This is a genomic window from Litorimonas sp. WD9-15, from assembly GCF_050271975.1.
Lineage (GTDB): Bacteria > Pseudomonadota > Alphaproteobacteria > Caulobacterales > Maricaulaceae > Litorimonas.
The window spans coordinates 1,466,022-1,485,105 of sequence record NZ_CP189850.1; the positions used below are offsets into that span (position 1 = coordinate 1,466,022).

General features: G+C 52.3%; 17 protein-coding genes. 10 read left to right on the plus strand and 7 right to left on the minus strand.

Going from position 1 to position 19,084, the window contains the following annotated elements; genetic code table 11:
* Positions 1 to 105 precede the first annotated feature (105 nt).
* The 9 genes from sucC to ACP9M6_RS06755 all read left to right on the plus strand — a co-directional run bounded on the left by sucC (position 106) and on the right by ACP9M6_RS06755 (position 12,299).
* Positions 106 to 1,299, plus strand: a complete 1,194-nt coding sequence (gene sucC / locus ACP9M6_RS06715) for an ADP-forming succinate--CoA ligase subunit beta (protein ID WP_427454646.1) — start codon at positions 106 to 108, stop codon at positions 1,297 to 1,299.
* A gap of 5 nt (positions 1,300 to 1,304) precedes the next feature.
* Positions 1,305 to 1,847 carry a hypothetical protein gene (locus ACP9M6_RS06720; protein ID WP_427454647.1) on the plus strand — a complete coding sequence of 181 codons (543 nt, stop codon included), beginning with the start codon at positions 1,305 to 1,307 and terminating at the stop codon, positions 1,845 to 1,847.
* 1 nt (position 1,848) lies between these two features.
* A complete protein-coding gene (gene sucD, locus ACP9M6_RS06725) occupies positions 1,849 to 2,733 on the plus strand; it encodes a succinate--CoA ligase subunit alpha (RefSeq protein WP_427454648.1) in 885 nt (294 codons plus the stop codon).
* 194 nt (positions 2,734 to 2,927) lie between these two features.
* Complete coding sequence (locus ACP9M6_RS06730) at positions 2,928 to 5,888, plus strand: 2-oxoglutarate dehydrogenase E1 component (RefSeq protein WP_427454649.1); 2,961 nt, start codon at positions 2,928 to 2,930, stop codon at positions 5,886 to 5,888.
* 10 nt (positions 5,889 to 5,898) lie between these two features.
* Positions 5,899 to 7,458: a 2-oxoglutarate dehydrogenase complex dihydrolipoyllysine-residue succinyltransferase gene (gene odhB / locus ACP9M6_RS06735; protein WP_427454650.1), complete on the plus strand. Its 1,560-nt coding sequence runs from the start codon at positions 5,899 to 5,901 to the stop codon at positions 7,456 to 7,458.
* A gap of 103 nt (positions 7,459 to 7,561) precedes the next feature.
* Entirely contained in the window at positions 7,562 to 8,038 is a 477-nt protein-coding gene (locus tag ACP9M6_RS06740; RefSeq protein ID WP_427454651.1) for a hypothetical protein, read from the plus strand.
* A gap of 47 nt (positions 8,039 to 8,085) precedes the next feature.
* Positions 8,086 to 8,526 (plus strand): hypothetical protein, encoded by a 441-nt coding sequence (locus tag ACP9M6_RS06745; RefSeq protein ID WP_427454652.1) that lies wholly within the window; start codon positions 8,086 to 8,088, stop codon positions 8,524 to 8,526.
* Positions 8,527 to 8,598: 72 nt separating this feature from the next.
* Positions 8,599 to 9,984 (plus strand): dihydrolipoyl dehydrogenase, encoded by a 1,386-nt coding sequence (lpdA, locus tag ACP9M6_RS06750; protein WP_427454653.1) that lies wholly within the window; start codon positions 8,599 to 8,601, stop codon positions 9,982 to 9,984.
* 134 nt (positions 9,985 to 10,118) lie between these two features.
* Positions 10,119 to 12,299, plus strand: coding sequence for a M3 family metallopeptidase (locus tag ACP9M6_RS06755; protein WP_427454654.1), 2,181 nt, complete (start codon positions 10,119 to 10,121; stop codon positions 12,297 to 12,299).
* Between the two features lie 123 nt (positions 12,300 to 12,422).
* On the opposite strand, the gene ACP9M6_RS06760 is transcribed toward ACP9M6_RS06755, so the two are convergent.
* The 4 genes from ACP9M6_RS06760 to ACP9M6_RS06775 all read right to left on the minus strand — a co-directional run bounded on the left by ACP9M6_RS06760 (position 12,423) and on the right by ACP9M6_RS06775 (position 15,176).
* Positions 12,423 to 13,529 carry an NADH:flavin oxidoreductase gene (locus ACP9M6_RS06760; protein WP_427454655.1) on the minus strand — a complete coding sequence of 369 codons (1,107 nt, stop codon included), beginning with the start codon at positions 13,527 to 13,529 and terminating at the stop codon, positions 12,423 to 12,425.
* 100 nt (positions 13,530 to 13,629) lie between these two features.
* Positions 13,630 to 13,944, minus strand: coding sequence for a winged helix-turn-helix domain-containing protein (locus tag ACP9M6_RS06765; protein ID WP_427454656.1), 315 nt, complete (start codon positions 13,942 to 13,944; stop codon positions 13,630 to 13,632).
* Position 13,945: 1 nt separating this feature from the next.
* The gene (locus ACP9M6_RS06770; protein WP_427454657.1) at positions 13,946 to 14,554 is read right to left on the minus strand and encodes a hypothetical protein; all 609 of its coding nucleotides are present in this window, start codon (positions 14,552 to 14,554) and stop codon (positions 13,946 to 13,948) included.
* 1 nt (position 14,555) lies between these two features.
* Positions 14,556 to 15,176, minus strand: coding sequence for a DUF7010 family protein (locus ACP9M6_RS06775; RefSeq protein WP_427454658.1), 621 nt, complete (start codon positions 15,174 to 15,176; stop codon positions 14,556 to 14,558).
* A gap of 120 nt (positions 15,177 to 15,296) precedes the next feature.
* Between ACP9M6_RS06775 and ACP9M6_RS06780 the strand changes: the two genes are divergently transcribed.
* Positions 15,297 to 15,794, plus strand: coding sequence for a DUF2141 domain-containing protein (locus ACP9M6_RS06780; RefSeq protein WP_427454659.1), 498 nt, complete (start codon positions 15,297 to 15,299; stop codon positions 15,792 to 15,794).
* 50 nt (positions 15,795 to 15,844) lie between these two features.
* Here the strand turns inward: ACP9M6_RS06780 and ACP9M6_RS06785 are convergent, their stop codons facing one another.
* The 3 genes from ACP9M6_RS06785 to ACP9M6_RS06795 all read right to left on the minus strand — a co-directional run bounded on the left by ACP9M6_RS06785 (position 15,845) and on the right by ACP9M6_RS06795 (position 18,483).
* Positions 15,845 to 16,774 carry a tyrosine recombinase XerC gene (locus ACP9M6_RS06785; RefSeq protein ID WP_427454660.1) on the minus strand — a complete coding sequence of 310 codons (930 nt, stop codon included), beginning with the start codon at positions 16,772 to 16,774 and terminating at the stop codon, positions 15,845 to 15,847.
* 107 nt (positions 16,775 to 16,881) lie between these two features.
* Entirely contained in the window at positions 16,882 to 18,060 is a 1,179-nt protein-coding gene (locus ACP9M6_RS06790; protein ID WP_427454661.1) for a hypothetical protein, read from the minus strand.
* Positions 18,061 to 18,081: 21 nt separating this feature from the next.
* Positions 18,082 to 18,483: a hypothetical protein gene (locus ACP9M6_RS06795; RefSeq protein WP_427454662.1), complete on the minus strand. Its 402-nt coding sequence runs from the start codon at positions 18,481 to 18,483 to the stop codon at positions 18,082 to 18,084.
* Positions 18,484 to 19,084: the final 601 nt, after the last annotated feature.

The following is a 19,084-nucleotide window of genomic DNA, read 5'->3' on the forward strand; positions in this document are numbered from 1 at the left end:
GTTATATGCGAATCTTGATAAAAGGTTACGACTGGACGGTTGCGACGGGTGCAGGGGACGTTATAACGCCCCCACATTCGATCAATTCCACAAAATGGAACCTCCATGAATATCCACGAATATCAGGGCAAAGCTGTCCTCAAATCCATCGGCGCCCCCGTCAGCGAAGGCATCGCGATCTTCAAAGCGTCAGAGGCGAAAGCCGCCGCCGAAAAACTCGGCGGACCGCTCTGGGTCGTCAAATCCCAAATCCATGCGGGCGGCCGCGGTAAAGGTAAATTTATCGGTGCACCGGCTGATGCCAAAGGCGGCGTGCGTCTCGCGTTCTCTGTCGACGATGTTGTGAAAAACGCGGGCGAAATGCTCGGCGAATATCTTGTGACTGAACAAACGGACGAGCACGGCAAACAGGTCAACCGTCTTTATATTGAACACGGCTCCGACATTGACCGCGAGCTCTATCTCTCCATCATTATCAACCGCGAGACATCCCGCGTGTCCTTCATCGTCTCGACCGAAGGCGGTATGGATATCGAAGCCGTCGCACATGACACACCGGAAAAAGTGATTAATTTCGACATCGACCCCGCGACGGGCTTCATGCCGCATCACGGGCGTAAATTGTCCAAAGCGCTGGAGCTGAAAGGCGACCTCGCGAAACAGGCCGGAAAACTCGGCAAGATCCTCTATGAAGGCTTCCTCGCGAAGGACATGGCGATGTTGGAAATTAACCCGCTCATCGTCACCGAAGATCAGCGTCTTCACTGCCTCGATGCTAAAATTAGCTTCGATGAAAATGCACTCTATCGTCATAAAGACATCCAAGAGCTGCGCGACATCACAGAGGAAGACAGCAAAGAGACCGAAGCTAAAAAATTCGACCTCTCCTATGTCGCCCTCGACGGAAACATTGGCTGTATGGTCAACGGTGCGGGTTTGGCCATGTCCACAATGGACATCATCAAGCTCTACGGCGCAGAGCCTGCTAACTTCCTCGATGTGGGCGGCGGTGCAACGAAAGAGAACATCGTCGCGGCGTTTAAAATCCTGACGTCAGACGACAAAGTCGAAGGCATCCTCATCAACATCTTCGGCGGCATCATGAAATGTGACATCATCGCCCAAGGCGCCGTCGATGCGGTCAAGGAAGTTGGCCTCGAAGTTCCCCTCGTCGTCCGCCTTGAAGGCACGAATGTCGAAGCGGGTAAAGAAATTATCCGAAATTCAGGTCTGAACGTCATTGCGGCGGATGACCTGGACGACGCGGCGCAGAAAATCGTTGCAGCGGTGAAGGGGTAGTCTTGATGCTACGTTCTTTCACTCAGCACACATGTCTTGTGATTATACTTCTTTTTCCATCGGCTGTGCTTGCTGCTGAAGCTGATTTTCAAATTACTGAAGATTTTCTAAGGATTTGTGATAGCTCCGCTGACCTGAATGCCTTGAATGCTAAATTCGAGGCAGATGGATTTATCAAAGCGGATCGCGATATCAAAGACGCCGTAACGCCTGATGATTTTCTAACGAATGTCAAAAAAGTGAAAGCCTGGGATATCACCTATCCCGAAGGCTATGGTTGGTTCGGTGTAACGGCCAGCGGTAAGCTTGGTAATGCTAAAGTTGTGCATTGCGGTATTATGGCAATTGACGACGATGTTGACGGCTATCGCCAAGACTTTGATTTGGCAAAAGAGGCGGTGTCTGAACAGATTGCGAAGAACGAAATTGAGACGCGTTATATGTTGAATCTAGATGATGCCGTCTATGTGATGCGTGAAATTCGTTCCCCTGAAATAAGTTATTTTGTTTATACAAAAAATACGCCCTTAGCGGCAAAGGAAAAGTAGAATGTCAGTCCTCATCAACAAAGACACCAAGGTCATCACACAAGGCATGACCGGCAAAACGGGCACGTTCCATACGGAGCAGGGCCTTGAATACGGGACCAAAATGGTTGCGGGTGTGACGCCGGGTAAAGGCGGCACGACGCATATCGGTCTCCCGAACTATGACACTGTGGCGGAAGCTAAACATGCAACAGGCGCGACGGCGACGGTTATCTATGTGCCGCCACCCTTCGCGGCAGACTCCATCCTCGAGGCGATTGACGCCGAGATGGAACTCATCATCGCGATTACGGAGGGGATTCCCGTCTCCGACATGATCCCCGTGAAACGCGCCTTGCAAGGGTCCAAGTCCCGCCTCATCGGACCAAACTGCCCCGGCGTTTTAACCCCGGATGAGTGCAAAATCGGCATCATGCCGGGTAAGATTTTCTCCAAGGGCACATGTGGTGTGGTTTCGCGCTCCGGCACGCTGACTTATGAAGCTGTGTTCCAGACCACGCAGGTCGGCCTCGGCCAGACCACGGCCATCGGCATTGGCGGCGACCCGATTAACGGCACGAACTTCATCGATTGTTTGGAGCTCTTCCTCCACGATGATGAGACAAAACAGATTATCATGATCGGCGAAATCGGTGGCTCCGCTGAAGAAGAAGCCGCGGAATATATTGCGCATATGGCCAAGAAAGGCATTTCCAAGCCGATGGTCGGTTTCATCGCAGGCCGCACGGCGCCTCCGGGTCGGACCATGGGCCATGCGGGCGCGATTGTTTCCGGCGGCAAAGGCGGCGCTGAAGATAAAATCGCGGCGATGGAAAAAGCGGGCATCCGTGTCAGTCAATCTCCCGCCAAACTCGGCGTGACGATGATGGACCTGTTGAACGGGTAGGGCGCCTGTAGGATAAGAGATACAAAGCCGCTTCATTTGAAGCGGCTTTTTTGTACCAATTTAACTTTGTTTCGGCACCTTTTGGCCGTTCGCCCGTATTTTCTACATCTACCTCACATCCATCGGTGACAGCTTGTTTTCACACTGCTAGAGGCGATGAAGGATTTTAGACGCACAGCCCAAGGCGACACTGCATGACCGACCGTTCTGAACGGAACCAAGATTTCCTCGACACACTCTTTCTCGATGGTGGAAATGCCGCCTATCTGGAACAGATGCAGGCGAAATATGCCGCCAATCCGTCCAGTGTGGACCCATCTTTTCGGAAGTACTTTGCCTCTCTCGGCGAAGATCGCACAATTGCGAAAAAGAATGCCGATGGTCCGGTTTGGAAGCGCGATGCACATGCGTCTGACCCATCGCCGGACCTGACGGCCGCGCTGACTGGGGATTGGGGCGACAGTCCTGCTGCGGCGCAGGCCAAAGTGAAGGCGGCAAACCCTGATCTATCCGATGATGCCATAAAGCGCGCAGCAGAGGACTCCCTCCATGCCATCATGCTCATTAGGGCTTACCGTGCGCGGGGGCATTTGATTGCCAATCTGGATCCGCTGGGTCTGCAAAAGCCGGGGCTTCATCCTGAACTGGACCCGGCGAGTTACGGTTTTGGCCCGGACGATATGGACCGCGATATTTTCATCGACGGTGTCTTGGGTCTCGAATATGCGACGCTAAACACGATCCTCGAAATTTTGAAACGCACCTATTGCGAAACGCTCGGCGTACAGTTCATGCAGGTGTCTGATCCGGAAGAGAAAAGCTGGATTCAGGAACGTCTGGAAGGTCCTGAAAAAGAGATCAGCTTCTCCAAGGAAGGCCGTCTTGCGATTCTGCAAAAGCTGATCGAGGGCGAGACCTTTGAGCAACTCATTCACAAGCGCTATCCCGGCACGAAACGGTTTGGCATTGACGGAGCGGAAAGTCTGCTGCCTGCGCTGGAGCAGATTATCAAACGCGGCGGTCAACTTGGGCTGAAAGACATCAATTTCGGCATGCCCCATCGCGGGCGTCTCAATGTCATGGCGTCTGTTATGCAGAAGCCTTACTCTGCGATTTTTTACGAATTTCTAGGCGGTGTTGCAGCGGGCGCGGAAGATTTTGGTTCTGGTGACGTAAAATACCATCTCGGCGTGTCCGATGACCGCGAATTTGACGGCAATAAAGTCCATCTCTCCCTCGCGCCGAACCCGTCCCATTTGGAAGTCGTCGCCCCCGTCGTGATGGGGAAAACCCGCGCGAAACAGCAAATGGCCTCCGGCACATATCGCACGCATAAACCCGAAGAAGTCATGGCGGTCATCCTGCATGGGGATAGCGCTTTTGCCGGCCAGGGCGTCGTCATGGAAAGTTTCCAGATGAGCCAGCTCGTCGGCTACCGCACGGGCGGCACGATCCATGTTGTTGTCAATAACCAGATCGGCTTTACGACGACGCCGGATGAATATCGCTCCGGTCAATATTGTTCGGACGTGGCCTTTATGGTCGAAGCGCCCGTCTTTCACGTGAATGGCGACGACCCCGAAGCGGTTGTCTTCGCGGCGCGCGTCGCGACGGAATATCGCCAGAAATTCGGAAAAGACGTCGTGCTCGATATCGTCTGCTACCGTCGCTACGGCCATAATGAGGGTGATGATCCGTCTTTCACGCAACCACTCATGTACCAAGCGATCAATGGCCGTCCGTCTACGCGCCAGATTTATGCGGAACGCCTCATTGCGCAGGGCGACCTGACCGAAGCCGAAGCGCAGAAGAAAATCGATGATTTCTACGCCAAGTTGGATGCGGATTTTGAAGAGGCTAAATCTTATGAGACGAAGCAACCGGATTGGTTGCAAGGTGTCTGGCAGGGTATGTCACTGCCAACGGCGAAAGACGGAAAACGCGGCGGCGATACAGCTGTAGAGATTTCAAAGCTGAAAGAAATCGGCACGTCCATCGTGACGGTGCCGAACTCGCTAAACATGCACCGCACACTCAAGCGTATTATCAAGGCCCGCGCGGAGAGAATTGAATCCGGTCGCGACATTGACTGGGGCTTGGCTGAACATCTCGCCTTCGGAACGCTGATTACGGAAGGTCATCCCGTACGTCTGTCGGGTCAGGATTCTGAACGTGGGACATTCTCGCAACGTCAATCCAATTTCATCGATCAAAAAACCGAAGAAAAATATGCGCCGCTGAATAATCTCGACCCGGACCAGGAATATTATCAGGTCCTGAACTCTCATTTGTCCGAGGAAGCCGTGCTTGGCTTTGAATATGGGTTCTCAACCGCTGCACCCGAAGCCCTGACAATTTGGGAAGCGCAATTTGGTGATTTCGCCAATGGCGCGCAGGTCATGGTCGATCAATTTATCAGCTCGGCAGAGCAAAAATGGCTGCGCATGTCGGGTCTCGTGATGCTGCTGCCGCATGGTTATGAGGGGCAGGGACCGGAACATAGTTCGGCGCGTCTCGAACGCTACCTCCAGCAATGTGCCGAAGATAATATGCAGGTGACGAATATTTCTACACCTGCCAATTATTTCCATGCGCTGCGCCGTCAGGTAAAACGGAAATTCCGGAAACCGCTCATCAATATGAGCCCGAAGTCATTGCTGCGGAATAAGCTTTGCGTCTCGACTTTCGAGGAAATGGGACCAGGCAGTGAGTTCCATCGTCTGCTCTGGGATGACGCGCATTATAATCCGGAGGTCAGCCAGATTAAACTCGCGGCGGATAGTAAGATCAAACGCGTCATTCTCTGCTCGGGTAAGGTCTATTACGACTTGTTCGAAGAGCGTGAGAAGAATGGCCGCAATGACATCTATCTCCTGCGGGTCGAGCAATTCTATCCCTATCCCGATGACGCCATCCAACTGGAACTGAGCCGGTTTAAGAACGCGGATATGGTCTGGTGTCAGGAAGAACCCAAAAATATGGGCGCGTGGAGCTTTATCGAACCGTTCCTTGAGGAAAGTCTCATCGCGATTGGCGCGAAAAATACGCGTCCCCGCTACATCGGACGTGCCGCTGCCGCCTCGACAGCGACGGGCATTAGTGTGAAACATAAGAAAGAACAGCAAGCCATCCTTGATGGCGCATTTGCGAAGTAAGGTCTGAACCATGACAGATATCACAATTCCAAACGTAGGCGAGAGCGTCAGCGAAGTCACCATTGCCCAGTGGTTCAAAGCCGTGGGCGAGACAGTTAAAAAAGATGAGCCGCTGGTCGAGCTGGAAACAGATAAAGCTGCGCAGGAACTTGTCGCCCCCGAAGATGGTGTGTTGGAAGAAATTCTGGTAGCCGAAGGTGAAAATGCCGAAGTCGGAAAACTAATCGCACGCTTGGGCTCAGGTTCCGGAACAAAAGCCGCTGATAAGGGCGATGCCGAAGTTAAGGCGCAAACAGAAGCCCCAGCATCGAAAAAATCGACGGGCTCCGGTCCGGCGCTAAATATCGATGTCCCGAATGTCGGTGAAAGTGTGTCCGAAGTCACCGTTGCAAGCTGGATGGTTGCCGTCGGAGATGCCGTCGAGAAAGACCAAGCGATTGTCGAGTTGGAAACGGATAAAGCCGCGCAGGAACTCGTCGCGCCGCGTTCCGGTGTGATAACGGAAATTCTGAAAGCTGAAGGCGATGTTGCCCTTGTTGGCGAAACGCTTTGCAAACTCGGAGAGAGCGATTCTACTGCACCGTCCGGCGACGTTGCTGGACCTGCTGCAGGGGACGAAGGCGGCGGCATTGTTGATGTTCCGTCAACGAATATTGGCTCCATTCCGGATGATGCGAAAGTCATGCCCGCTGCGGCGAAAATCATTCGTGAAAATGGGCTGGACGCTTCCCTGATCGCTGGAACCGGCAAAGATGGTCGGATCACGAAAGCCGATGCCCTCGCGGCCAAGGCCAATCCACCTGCGGCTAAATCTGCACCGTCCGCACCTGCTGCGAAACCCGCTGCGCCGAAAGCTCCGCGCGAAACAGGCCCGCGTGAAGACCGCGTGCGCATGACCCGTATTCGCCAGACCATCGCGCGTCGTCTTAAGGACGCGCAGAACACGGCGGCCATGCTGACAACCTATAATGAAGCCGATATGACGGCTATCATGGAAATGCGCAGCCAGTATAAAGAGCTGTTCCTAAAGCGCCACGGCGTCAAACTCGGCTTCATGTCTTTCTTTGTGAAGGCCTGCGTTCAGGCGTTGAAAGACGTGCCGAGCGTCAATGCCGAAATCGATGGTACGGATATCATCTACAAGAATTACTACGATATCAGTATTGCCGTCGGCACGGAGAAGGGCCTCGTCGTCCCAGTCCTACGCGATTGTGACGAACTCTCCCTTGGCGGGATTGAGAGCGGTATCGGTGCCCTCGGCGCGAAAGCCCGCGATGGTCAATTGTCTATGGATGATATGATGGGTGGTACGTTCACCATTTCCAATGGCGGCGTCTATGGCTCGCTCATGTCTTCACCCATCCTGAATCCGCCGCAATCCGGTATTCTGGGCATGCACAAGATCGAGAAACGTCCGGTTGTCGTGAATGATGAAATCGTCATCCGCCCGATGATGTATCTTGCGCTGTCTTACGATCACCGCATCGTTGACGGCAAAGAGGCTGTAACCTTCCTCGTCCGAGTCAAAGAGTGCCTGGAAGATCCGGAACGGATGTTGCTGGACCTCTAGGTCGTGCACTTAAAATTTTAACGCTTTATTAGGCCTGGTTCTCAAACCGGGCCTAATCTTTTTGGACTACTCCATGTTTTGAAAATTCGCGTGTGGAGAGAGCATGTCCGATATAAGTGTAGCCATGGAGCCCAAGCGCCCTGTGGTAAAAAGATCAGCAGATGACCGTATGCTCGGTGTTATGGCGGCTTTCGCTGTGACGTGGGGTTTGCTCTGCCTTATTATGTTCGCCCTATCATTAATGGCTGACCCTGAAACGATGGCTAAGCAATATACGGCGGAGCAATTGGCTTATGTTATTGCGACACCCGCTTGGGTTATGTTCGCCAAGGCCATGACAGCGATTGGCGTGCTGTGTGGCGCTGTCTATCTGCTGCTGCGTAAACAGAGCGCTTACACGTGGTTTATGATTGCTCTGTTCGGAACGCTCTTGACGATGTTGGATTCAATTTTGCGTCACGGATATGAGACGATGGGCGGTATGATGTCCGGTGTGAATATCGGCATGGTGATTGTCTGTATTTTCTTGTTTTGGGCGTCCCACTCGGCCTTTCAAGAGGGGCAACTTTCCCCGGAATAGACATCTGCGACAATTTGGCGTAATCTCTCCGAAAAAAGGGGAGAAACATGTCAGATAATCCATCCGTGAAACCACCCGTTCTGTTTTGGGTTTTGGCGCCTCTATTTGTACTTTGGAATATTATCGGGTGCTCGATGTACGTCCTCGAAATGACCATGACGGATGCCGCCTATGCGGACGCTTTTGGTCCGGATGTCGCTGCGGTTCGCGACATTTTTCCGGTCTGGGCTGTGTCCGCCTATGCACTGGCGGTCTGGAGTGGGCTTCTGGCGTCCATCCTTTTCCTTCTGAGAAGAAGGCTTAGCGTAAGTATTTTTATGTTCTCATGGGTGTCGGCCATCATCGGATTTATTCCAAGCTTTACGTCTGCTACATTGAGAGAGGCCTATGGCCCGACTTTCTGGATTATGCCTCTCTTCGTCGTGATACTGGGTCTCTTCGAAATATGGTATTCGCGACGCCAGCGCGCCAAGGGTATTTTGCGCTAGGGCGCTGTTGACCCTCTCAAAGGGTGCGCCTATCTGTCTGGCACATTCAATCACGCCTGACAGGACATTCTCATGGCAGACCAATATGACGTCATCATCATCGGCGGCGGCCCCGGCGGCTATAATTGCGCTATTCGCTGCGGACAACTCGGCCTAAAAGTCGCCTGCGTGGAAACACGCAAGACGCTGGGCGGGACCTGCCTCAATGTCGGGTGTATCCCGTCCAAGGCACTGCTCCACGCGACGGCTCTCATGGAAACGGCGCAGAAAGATTTCCCGGCCATGGGTCTGAAAGCGACCGTTGAAGCCGACATCCCCGCCATGATTGAGAGCAAGAACAAAATCGTTGGCGGCCTGACACAAGGCATCGAATATCTGTTTAAAAAGAATAATGTCGAACACATTCACGGTTTTGGTAAAATCAAATCCAAGACCGAGGTCGAGGTTGATGGAAAAACCTACTCCACCAAGAATATTGTCATCGCAACAGGTTCCGAGGTCGCGCAATTACCCGGTGTTGACGTGGATGAGAAAACGATTGTTTCCTCCACGGGCGCACTCGACCTACAAGCGGTCCCCGGAAAGCTCGTCGTCATTGGCGGCGGCGTGATTGGGTTGGAGCTCGGCTCTGTCTGGCGTCGCCTCGGCGCGGAAGTGACCGTCGTCGAATATATGCCGTCCATCATGGTGAATTCCGACAAGGAAGTGCAAAAAGGCGCGCTGCGTATGTTCAAAAAACAGGGCATGAAGTTTGAGCTATCCCGTAAAGTGATGGGCGTCGATAAAGGCAAAAAAGGCCTGACCGTTAAAACCGAAGCCGCCGATGGCGGAAAACCAAAAGACCTAGACGCAGATGTCGTCCTCGTCTGTATCGGACGTCGCGCCTTCACGGACAATTTGGGTCTGGAAAATGTCGGGATTGAAACGGATAAGCGCGGTAAAATTCCACAGGATCATTGGAAAACCTCTGTCGACGGAATCTGGGCATTGGGTGACGTCATTGACGGTCCAATGTTGGCGCATAAAGCCGAGGAAGAAGGCGTTGCGGTCGCTGAAACGATCGCCGGACAATCGGGTCACGTGAATTTCGACGCGATTCCGGATGTCGTCTACACCCACCCGGAAATTGCTTCCGTCGGCAAGACAGAGGAAGAGCTAAAGGAAGCGGGCATTCCCTATAAAAAGGGTAAATTTCCTTTCACGGCCAATTCCCGCGCGCGCTGTAATCATGAAGGTGAAGGCTTTGCCAAAGTCCTCGCCCATGCGGAAACGGACGAAATTCTCGGGGCTCACATTATCGGCCCACTCGCAGGTGACCTCATCCATGAAGTCTGCGTGGCGATGGAATTCCGCGCCAGCAGTGAAGACCTCGCCCGGACCTGCCATGCCCATCCAACTGTCTCGGAAGCCGTCCGTCAGGCAGCGATGGACGTCGAAGGCTGGGCTATGCAGATGTGATGACGCTGGAAGTTTATCCTAAGGATAGATTTCGCGTTAATTTTGAATATCGGGATGGATACTGTAAGCCATCCGCGTTCAAGCAAACATATACGTCAGGCTCAGGGCGGGGCTAATTTTTGGAGAAATATTCAATGCGATTCAACAGTTCCATTCGTAACATCCTACTTGGCGCGACCGCGACACTCGCGCTGGTCGCCTGCGATGCAGCTCAACAATCCCCCGCGGAGAAAAAAGACATGACTGCTCAGACGGAAACAGAGACACCGGCGAATGTGACAGGAAATACCGTTTTACAAGAATGGGTCGGTCCATATGACGGTGTCCCGCCCTGGGACGAAGTGAAGGTTTCCGACTTTCCTGAAGCATTTCAGGCGGTGATGGACAGTGTAAAAGCTGAAGTGAATGCGATCCGTGATAATCCGGCAGCCCCCACATTTGAAAACTTCACAGAACCGATGGAATTGGCCGGTAACCAAGCGAATGAGCTTTTCTCCATATGGGGCGTTCATTCCAGCAATCTTTCGAATGAAGAGGTGCGCGAGATTCAAGGCGAATGGCTGCCAAAAGTCTCCGCCTTTTTTAACGAGCTGACCCTTGATCCGAAACTGCTGGAGAAAACAAAGGCCGTTTACGACAATCGCGTCAATGCCGGTCTTGACGCGCAGCAATTGCGTCTGGTCGAACGTAATTACGAAGAATTGGTTCGTAATGGTGCTTTGCTGGAGGGCGACGACAAGGAAAAACTCATCGCGCTCAACACCGATTTGTCGAAACAGTTTAATACGTTTTCGAACAAGGTTCTTGCCGATGAGGAAACCTATATTTACCTCACTGATGAAGCCGATCTGGCTGGATTGCCGGACAGTTTCATAGCCTCCATCAAGGCGGCCGCAGAAGCTCAAGGTAAAGATGGTTGGGCGCTGAAGAATACGCGCTCCGTCATGCAGCCATTCCTACAGAATTCGACCCGTCGTGACCTGCGTGAGCAAGTCTATAACGCCTATATTAATCGCGGCGATAATGGGGACGCGAATGATACCAATGCGACGATCGCGAAAATCCTGGAAATTCGGGCCGAGCGTGCTGAGTTGCTGGGTTTCAAGACCCATGCCCATTACCGCATGGCGGATACGATGGCGAAGGAGCCTGAAGTGGCGATGGACTTGATGATGCAGGTCTGGCCCGCAGCGGTCGCGCGGGTAGAGGAAGAAGTCGCGGATATGCAGGCCGTGGCGGATGCAGAAGGCGCGGGCATCACCATCCAGCCTTGGGATTACCGCTTCTATGCAGAGAAAGTGCGTAAGGCGAAATATGATCTCGATGCCGCCGAGATCAAACCCTATTTCAAGCTCGATAATATGGTCGACGCCATGTTTGATGCCGCGGGCAAACTTTATGGAATGAGCTTTACGGAAAACACGGGCAGCGTTCCCGTATTTGATCCTGAAGTGCGGACATTTGAAGTGAAACGGGGAGACCGGCTCGTCGGTCTCTTCTATCTCGACAACTATGCCCGCGAAGGCAAACGCTCAGGCGCATGGATGACGACTTATCGCAGTCAGTATGAATTGGGCGGGAAAAACCGTTATGTGCTGGCGTCGAATAATAATAACTTTGTCAAAGGCGGTGAAGGCGAACCGACGCTGATCAGTCTTGATGATGCGACGACTCTCTTTCACGAGTTCGGTCATGCGCTGCATTATTTAAATTACGATATTAAATATCCGGGCCTTGGCGGTACGCCGCGTGACTTTGTTGAATATCCCAGCCAGGTGAATGAGAACTGGCTGTTGACCCGCTATGTGCTCGATAATTACGCGAAACATGCGGAGACCGGAGAGCCGATGCCGCAGTCATTGGTCGATAAAATCAACAAGTCGAAGACCTTTAATGAGGGATTTGCGACGGTTGAATATCTGGCTAGTGCGATTGTCGATATGAAGCTGCACAACCGGACCACACCGGTCACCGATCCCGACAAATTTGAGCGTGAAACCTTGAAGGAAATCGGCATGCCGGAAGAAATTGTGATGCGTCACCGCCTACCGCAATTTAATCATCTCTTCGCGTCAGATGCCTATTCGGCTGGCTATTACAGCTATCTCTGGTCAGAAACGATGGATGCCGATACGTGGGCAGCCTTTGAGGAAGCTGGCAGCCCTTGGGATAAGGAAACCGCAGAACGGTTCCGGTCGATCATCATGTCAACGGCAAATGAAACTGACCGCAAGGCGGCTTACCGCGAATTCCGTGGCCGTGATCCGGAAGTTAAATATATCCTTCAGAAACGCGGCTTCCCGGTTCCTGAATAGATCCATGCCTGCAAGTGGCGCGAGTGCCACGTCGCGAGGGTGAGGGTTTAAGGACTTAATCTCGAATATATTGATTTAAAAAAAAAGGCGGTCTCCGGACCGCCTTTTTTATGCGTTCTTTGTCTAATAAAGAGTCGCCAAGGCATCGGCGCTGTAATTTTCCAATTCGTCAAAACGACCGCCTTTGACTTTTGTAGCCCATTCCGGGTCCTGCAAGAGGGCACGTCCCACAGCGACCATGTCGAATTCGCCCTTTTCCATGCGCTCGAAGAGTTCGTCCAGTGAGGCCGCTTCCGCGCCCTTGCCTTGGAACGCTTCAAAGAAATCGCCGTTCAAGCCGACGGACCCGACCGTAATCGTCGGAAGGCCGGTCAGTTTCTTCGCCCAGCCCGCAAGGTTAAGATTGGCGTCCTTCTCTTGCTCTGGAAATTCGGTTTCCCAGAAACGACGCTGCGAACAATGGAGAACATCAACACCCGCATCTGCGAAGACGTTCAGGAAGCTCTCTAGTTTCTGCGGCGTATCGGCTAGACGCGCTGAGTAATCCTGCTGCTTCCATTGGGAGAAGCGGAAGATGATTGGCATCTCCTCACCGACCGCTTTGCGGCATTCGCGGATGATTTCGGCGGCGAATGTGGCACGCTCTTCCAATCCACCACCATATTTATCTTCGCGCTGGTTCATCACACCCCAGAAAAATTGATCGATCAGATAACCGTGTGCGCCGTGAATTTCGATCGCGTCAAAGCCAAGCTCTTTGGCATGTCCTGCGGAGCGGGCATAGCTATTGACCATATCCGCGACCTCTTCATCGGACGGGGCAGGGAGGACTTGGCTACCCGTATGGGTCAGGCCGGACGGGCTGTCGGAGTTGGCGTCCGGATTATGCCCCGTGCCGGGTTTGCGCATCATGCCGACATGCCAGAGTTGCGGCGCGACTTTCCCGCCCGTGCTGTGCACGTCTTTGACGACCTGCTGCCAGCCGGCTAGCGAGGCATCGCCGTAAAATTTTGGATAATTGGCGTCATTGCTCGACCCTTCGCGGTCAATGACCGTGCCTTCGGTCACGATGAGTCCGACATGATTTTCCGCGCGGCGTTTGTAATAGGCGGCGACATTGTCTCCGGGAACACCTTCCGGTGAAAATCCGCGGGTCATCGGGGCCATCACGATACGGTTGGGTATAGTGAGCCCGCGAACGGAGAAGGGGGTAAAGAGTGTGTCTGACATCAAGTGTTCCATTAATAACGAAACGGCGGAGTAATCCGCCGCTATTGACTAGATGGTATTGATGCCGCCGGATGAAAGGCGTGGCCAGTCAAAATTATGATTAACCGCCCAACAGAGATTTCATAGCGTCCAGATAGTCTATCCAAGCCACGCGGCCCTCCTTGGTCAGGTGGACGAGTGTCTGCGGACGTTTGCCGTTATAGCCTTTCTCCTGCCGGACATATCCGGCCGATTCCAGCTTTGTCAGATGGGTCGAGAGATTTCCATTCGTCGCGCCCGTCTTATCAATGAGCTCCGGAAAACTGGCGGGGTTCACGGCGGAGAGATAGGCCATAACGCCGAGGCGCAGGCGACCATGGATGACGTCATCAATCGCGCCAATATCGATATCGGGGCTTTCTGGCTCGATGGTCATGTTACCCTGCCGCTTTCATGGAGAGCAGGGACGGAATGATGACGGTGATGACTGTGCCAATGGCCGCGATGAGATAGATGGTCGTATCGCCATAAAAGCTCATCGTGACGGCGGCCATGATACAGCCACCCAGCGAGGCAAAATGCAGCCAGCCATGACTCGTCAATTTTGCTGTCACGCCATAGACCAAACCTTGTCCTGCAAACCCAACAATAAGGACGAATGTCCAAAGCTCGTAACTCCCTTCATTTAGCAGTTGGTTGAGCAGGACACCTACCGCGATGGACCCCAGCGCCGCTGTGAACATGACCCAGAGATGTTTTTCCGTCCGGTTGAGCAGCGAGGACGCGCCCGCGCGTGTTTCGACTTTGCGGCCTAGGACCATGCTGCCAATCCCACCGAGGACGGCGAAGCTGATCCAGAGGATGGCAAAGGACCATTCTGGGACGGCGAGAATGCGTTCCAGAATGAGGTAATGTACCGCGAATGTTGTGGTCAGCAAAATACCCCACATCAGGCCTATTGGCCCGCCGACAAGTGGCGTTTCCGCCCCGTCCCTTGCGATGCGACTGGCATGTTCGAGGTCTGAGAGAATGTCTCTATTTGTCATGTTAGACTCTTTTCAAAGTGAATGAGGGTTTGGATTTTAGCCGCGCAACATCGACATAGATGGCGATGACGGTGGCAATATAGATGAGTGCCACAGAGAGCGGCAGCAGCGTGAGCATATGTTCCGGAAATGTAAACCAGATATAGGTCACGACCACTGCGCGAATAACGGCATGGGCCGTGTAGAGTGTTGTTCTGGCATACCCCCATCCGATGACGGGCCAGTGCAGGGACATGCCAATCGCGAGGATGGGAACAATTAATTCCGGTGAAGCGCTTTTCCCCGCCATGAACAGCATCGGCCAGAAGAGGAGCATACTGATCAGGGTTGGTAGCAATACATCTCCGATAGCCGATTTATCTTTCATGAAATTACATTTTAGAATTTTCGCAAAAATCAGGGCGAGGGGGAAGATCGCGCCCGACAGCGGGAAGGCAATCGCTGCCCAGCCCTGAAGATCGCTAAACGTCCCGACCCAAGCTAGTGCCGCCCAGTATATAGCGCCCGCAATGGGGATAGGTGCGCCGCCTGACAGGCGGATATATTGTGCGAGCCTGTGTTCGGTGAGTTGCGCTTTCAATGTCTCCATATCGGGCGGGGTTGTCGTCGCAAGTGATGTCATTTTCGTCTCCTTCAAATTCACCCGAAATGGCACTTTCGAGCTTTCCGATGAAAATAGGTTTGACATACAAACTTATTTGCGTCAAGTTTGAATTGCAAACTAAACTGAAAAGGAGACGAAATGTTTGTATCGAAAACCAAAAAGAGTGTGACCGCCCTGGGCTTAGGACTTACCTTGATGCTCGCGGGTGCCACCGCGAGTGCCGCTGTCGAATCAGAGAGTGAGTGGAAAATCCGGCCCGGCAATATTCCCGTGACGGTGACTGTCACGAATATTGACCCGGCGGCGGCCGGGAATGATCCGGTCTATGTGTCCATTCAAACGCGGGAGGAGTTCCGCTCACTGCGCGGCGGGGGCGGTATTGCGCCGACGGCCAAGACCGGCGCGATGTCTGCGACATTCTATGTGGACGGGCCGGGGGATTACGCCGTGTCCGTCTGGCATGACCGGGACGGGGATGCGCGTTTCTCCATGAGCGAGGATTATACCGTCGTGTTGGACAGTTACGGCGCGTCGGGCAATGCGCCGACGGATGACATGCCGACCTTTGACGATGTCAAATTCACCGTCCCGAATATGGGCACTGACTTAACCGTCGAGATGATTAATCCCTCATAATCGATCGTCTATCTATGAAACAGAACCCCGGCCTCGGTCGGGGTTTTTCATTAGGCCCGCGGATGCGCGCCCGCGTGAATATCCATCAGCCGCGCCGCATCGACATCCGTGTAGCGCTGCGTCGTGGAGAGGCTCTCATGGCCGAGCAATTTCTGAATTGTCCGCAAATCCCCACCCCCCGCGAGGAGGTGGGTCGCAAAACTATGGCGCAGGGCATGGGGCGTGGCGCTTTCCGGCAGGCCCAACGCCCCGCGCAACCGTCGAACCTCGCCCTGAATAATTTCCGGCCGCAAGACACCGCCTCGCGCGCCGCGAAAAATCGGCGCATCGGGCGACATGGTATAGGGGCAGTGCCGTACATATTCCGAAACCGCTTCGCCAATCACAGGCAGGATCGGGACCAATCGCGTCTTGCCGCCCTTACCCGTCAGCATGAGTTGCCGCGCCAGCGGGACATCCCGCCCCGTCAGGGACAGCGCTTCGGAAATCCGTAATCCCGCCCCGTAACAGAGCGACAGCACGGCCTGGTTCCGCGCCGCCACCCAAGGCTCGCCCGGACTGTCCAAGGGCTCCTGAATGAGTTTCAGCGCCTCGGACGCGCTTACTGCCTTGGGCAGCGGACGTTTCACACGCGGCCCCTTGATGAGGGGCAGGGCGGCATTGCTCGCATCCCAGCGCCGCTCAATATAACGGTAAAACGTCCGAATGGCGGAGAGGTGGCGCTGCACAGAGGCCGGAGACAGCACCGTCTCCCCCCGACGGCGATGCGCCAAATAAGCCCGAAACCCCCGCGCCTCTACTCCAACAATCTCCGGCAGGGTCAGGGGTGTTTCCAGATAGTTTGTCAGGAAGCCCAGAAAGGCGGAAATATCGCGCTGATAAGCCTGAACCGTTTTTTCAGCCAAGCGCCGTTCACCTGAGAGGTGGTCGAGGAAGAGGGCGAGGACTTCGGGGGCAGGAATTTTTTGCAGGGCTGGCATGGGCGTAGGGTGGGGGAGTGGGGTTAAGATTAGGTTTTGAATGGTCGTGAAATGAAGTCGGGGTTATACCCATACCAAACATAGAAACCCGTAATTTCAATCGCTAATTACGGCGCTAGTAACCCTAATTTTCGTTCCAATGCCTCAGTTAAGTCCTCTATCCTGAACCGTATGACATGGTCTATTTCCGCAAGTAAATAATTCAGCTCCCTGAGAAATTGAGATTTATCTCCGTAACCGTTCTCACCTAATAGACAGCAAACGAATGCTCTACGGAAGAAACCTTCTTCACATTGACTCAGTACGCGCATTACAATTTCAGTACAGTACACCTTGAAATTTTCGTTCACTTGATTGGAAGTAACGATAGTTTCATAGCAATCAGCCAAGCAAATCGCAGCAGACTTAGGAATATTAGAATTTTCATATGTGCTATCTGGCTTTTCAACAAATTGATGATTAAGGCTGCGTGAAACTTTACCTCTCAATGTAGTCCAGTCAGATAGCATGCTTAACGTCTGCCAAATTAGATATGACGCATTGACGGGATGCTCAGCATTCGTATCGACTTTAGAACCGGAAGTATCGTAACCCTCTACTAAATGTTCGGTGAAAGATCTAAGATAAAACAACCACATATGATATGAAACATCTGCATGCGCAGCAGCATAAACCATATGATTGAAGTAAAGCAGACCATAGTATGTTATGTCGTCTCTAATTATTGGTTGATCGTCAACACAAGGGGAACTCAGAAAACTATCGTAGGAAGAATCTGTTTGCCCAAGAATTGTTTCTAAAACATAATCTCCAATAGGCTGCCAAAGGCTCTGTTCCTCAGCGAACTGAGCGTCGTTAAATAATGCTGCTAATATAGGTGTTCTTTCAACGTCATAATTGTGACCAGTATATTCCGCATTTCCATCTCTTAGTTCACGGAAAAATGATTCATTTCGGCTAGAAAATAGTTCGCGGAGAAATTCTTGTATAAATTCTCTACTTCCGTAAGTATCTATTTTCATTAGAGATAAGCCCAGAGAAATATCTGATGTCGTCAACGTTTCTATCATTCCAGAAGAATTATGAATATCAGCGAGAATATGATTGACAGCGCTGACTTGCGTGTCGCCTGAAGGGAAAATTTTTGCTAGATGAGGGAATAGTTTTCGTTGCACCAGATTCGGCGTAATATGTGAAGCATCGCCTCGGCCTATCAAGTAATCCCAAGAGGTGAACCTTGAGAGCCGCCTATGTATTGCATAGGGAAGGTGGTCGCCTTTTGCCAATTTTTCAAATACACTTTTCTGTTACGAGAGAAGAGAACAAGCCTCTTGAAATTTCCCCGCATTAATCAGGTCGGATATAAGTCTGCTGAATTGAGGGATATCTTTAATAGAAACTTTTTTTCTTGAAACGAATGCAGCCATTCCTAACATCCAGAATAACACTACTAGGAACGAAAGCTCTTGAGCACTTTTCAACCCTTCGGAAAGTGTAAAAATTTCTCTGAATTTTTCGGGCATGAATTCAGAATATGCGAGGCCTAAATAATCAAAGTACTGAAGATACAATACGAATGACAACGCAATGAGTGTGAAAACAACTGGATGCCTCAGCTTCATTTTCAATCTTAGCCGAGAAGCTTCAGGCATGATTGCGTAAGCAGCAATTGATATAGATATTATTGTTATTAATCCATTCAAAGTCATTTACTGATACTCTGGTAATTAACGTAGAAATCAAGCGTTTGTTCTAGTCCCATATATAAGTAGGCATGCTCATTTGCCCCCAAAGCTGAGTAAAACTCCATCCAACAAAACCCCACGCCAATTCCCCAAATCTTTCAACCCCTTAACCCGATCCCAAAAAACATAATCCCCACTTTCGCATTCACCCCTATATTCAAACTCGTTCTTTCGGACATGGGACAGGTAGGAGCTCATCTGCTGTGCCGAGAGACGGTGTGCCTAGATGTTTTCGGTAGCGCGGAGACGGAGGGGCCCAGCCGCGAGCGCCTGACTCTCTGGAACGAGGGCAGTCAAGTAAGGCCGCCGTTGGAAACGCACCGCCGCGTGGAACGTTTTGATGTGCCTTACACCCATATCAAAGCCGATATTCGCGTAAAACAAAAACTAATTTTGGTATCCATCGCGGGTATCACCACGCGGGCTGTCCTATTTTACAGGATTATCGCAAATTGCTGACCCCCTTTTGACGAGGTGATGGGCAGTGGGGGAGGGCGCTTGTCTGTTTCTAATTTACGTCACCTTCGGACTTGATGTGAGGGCCTATTTTGCGGCGAGGGATGGA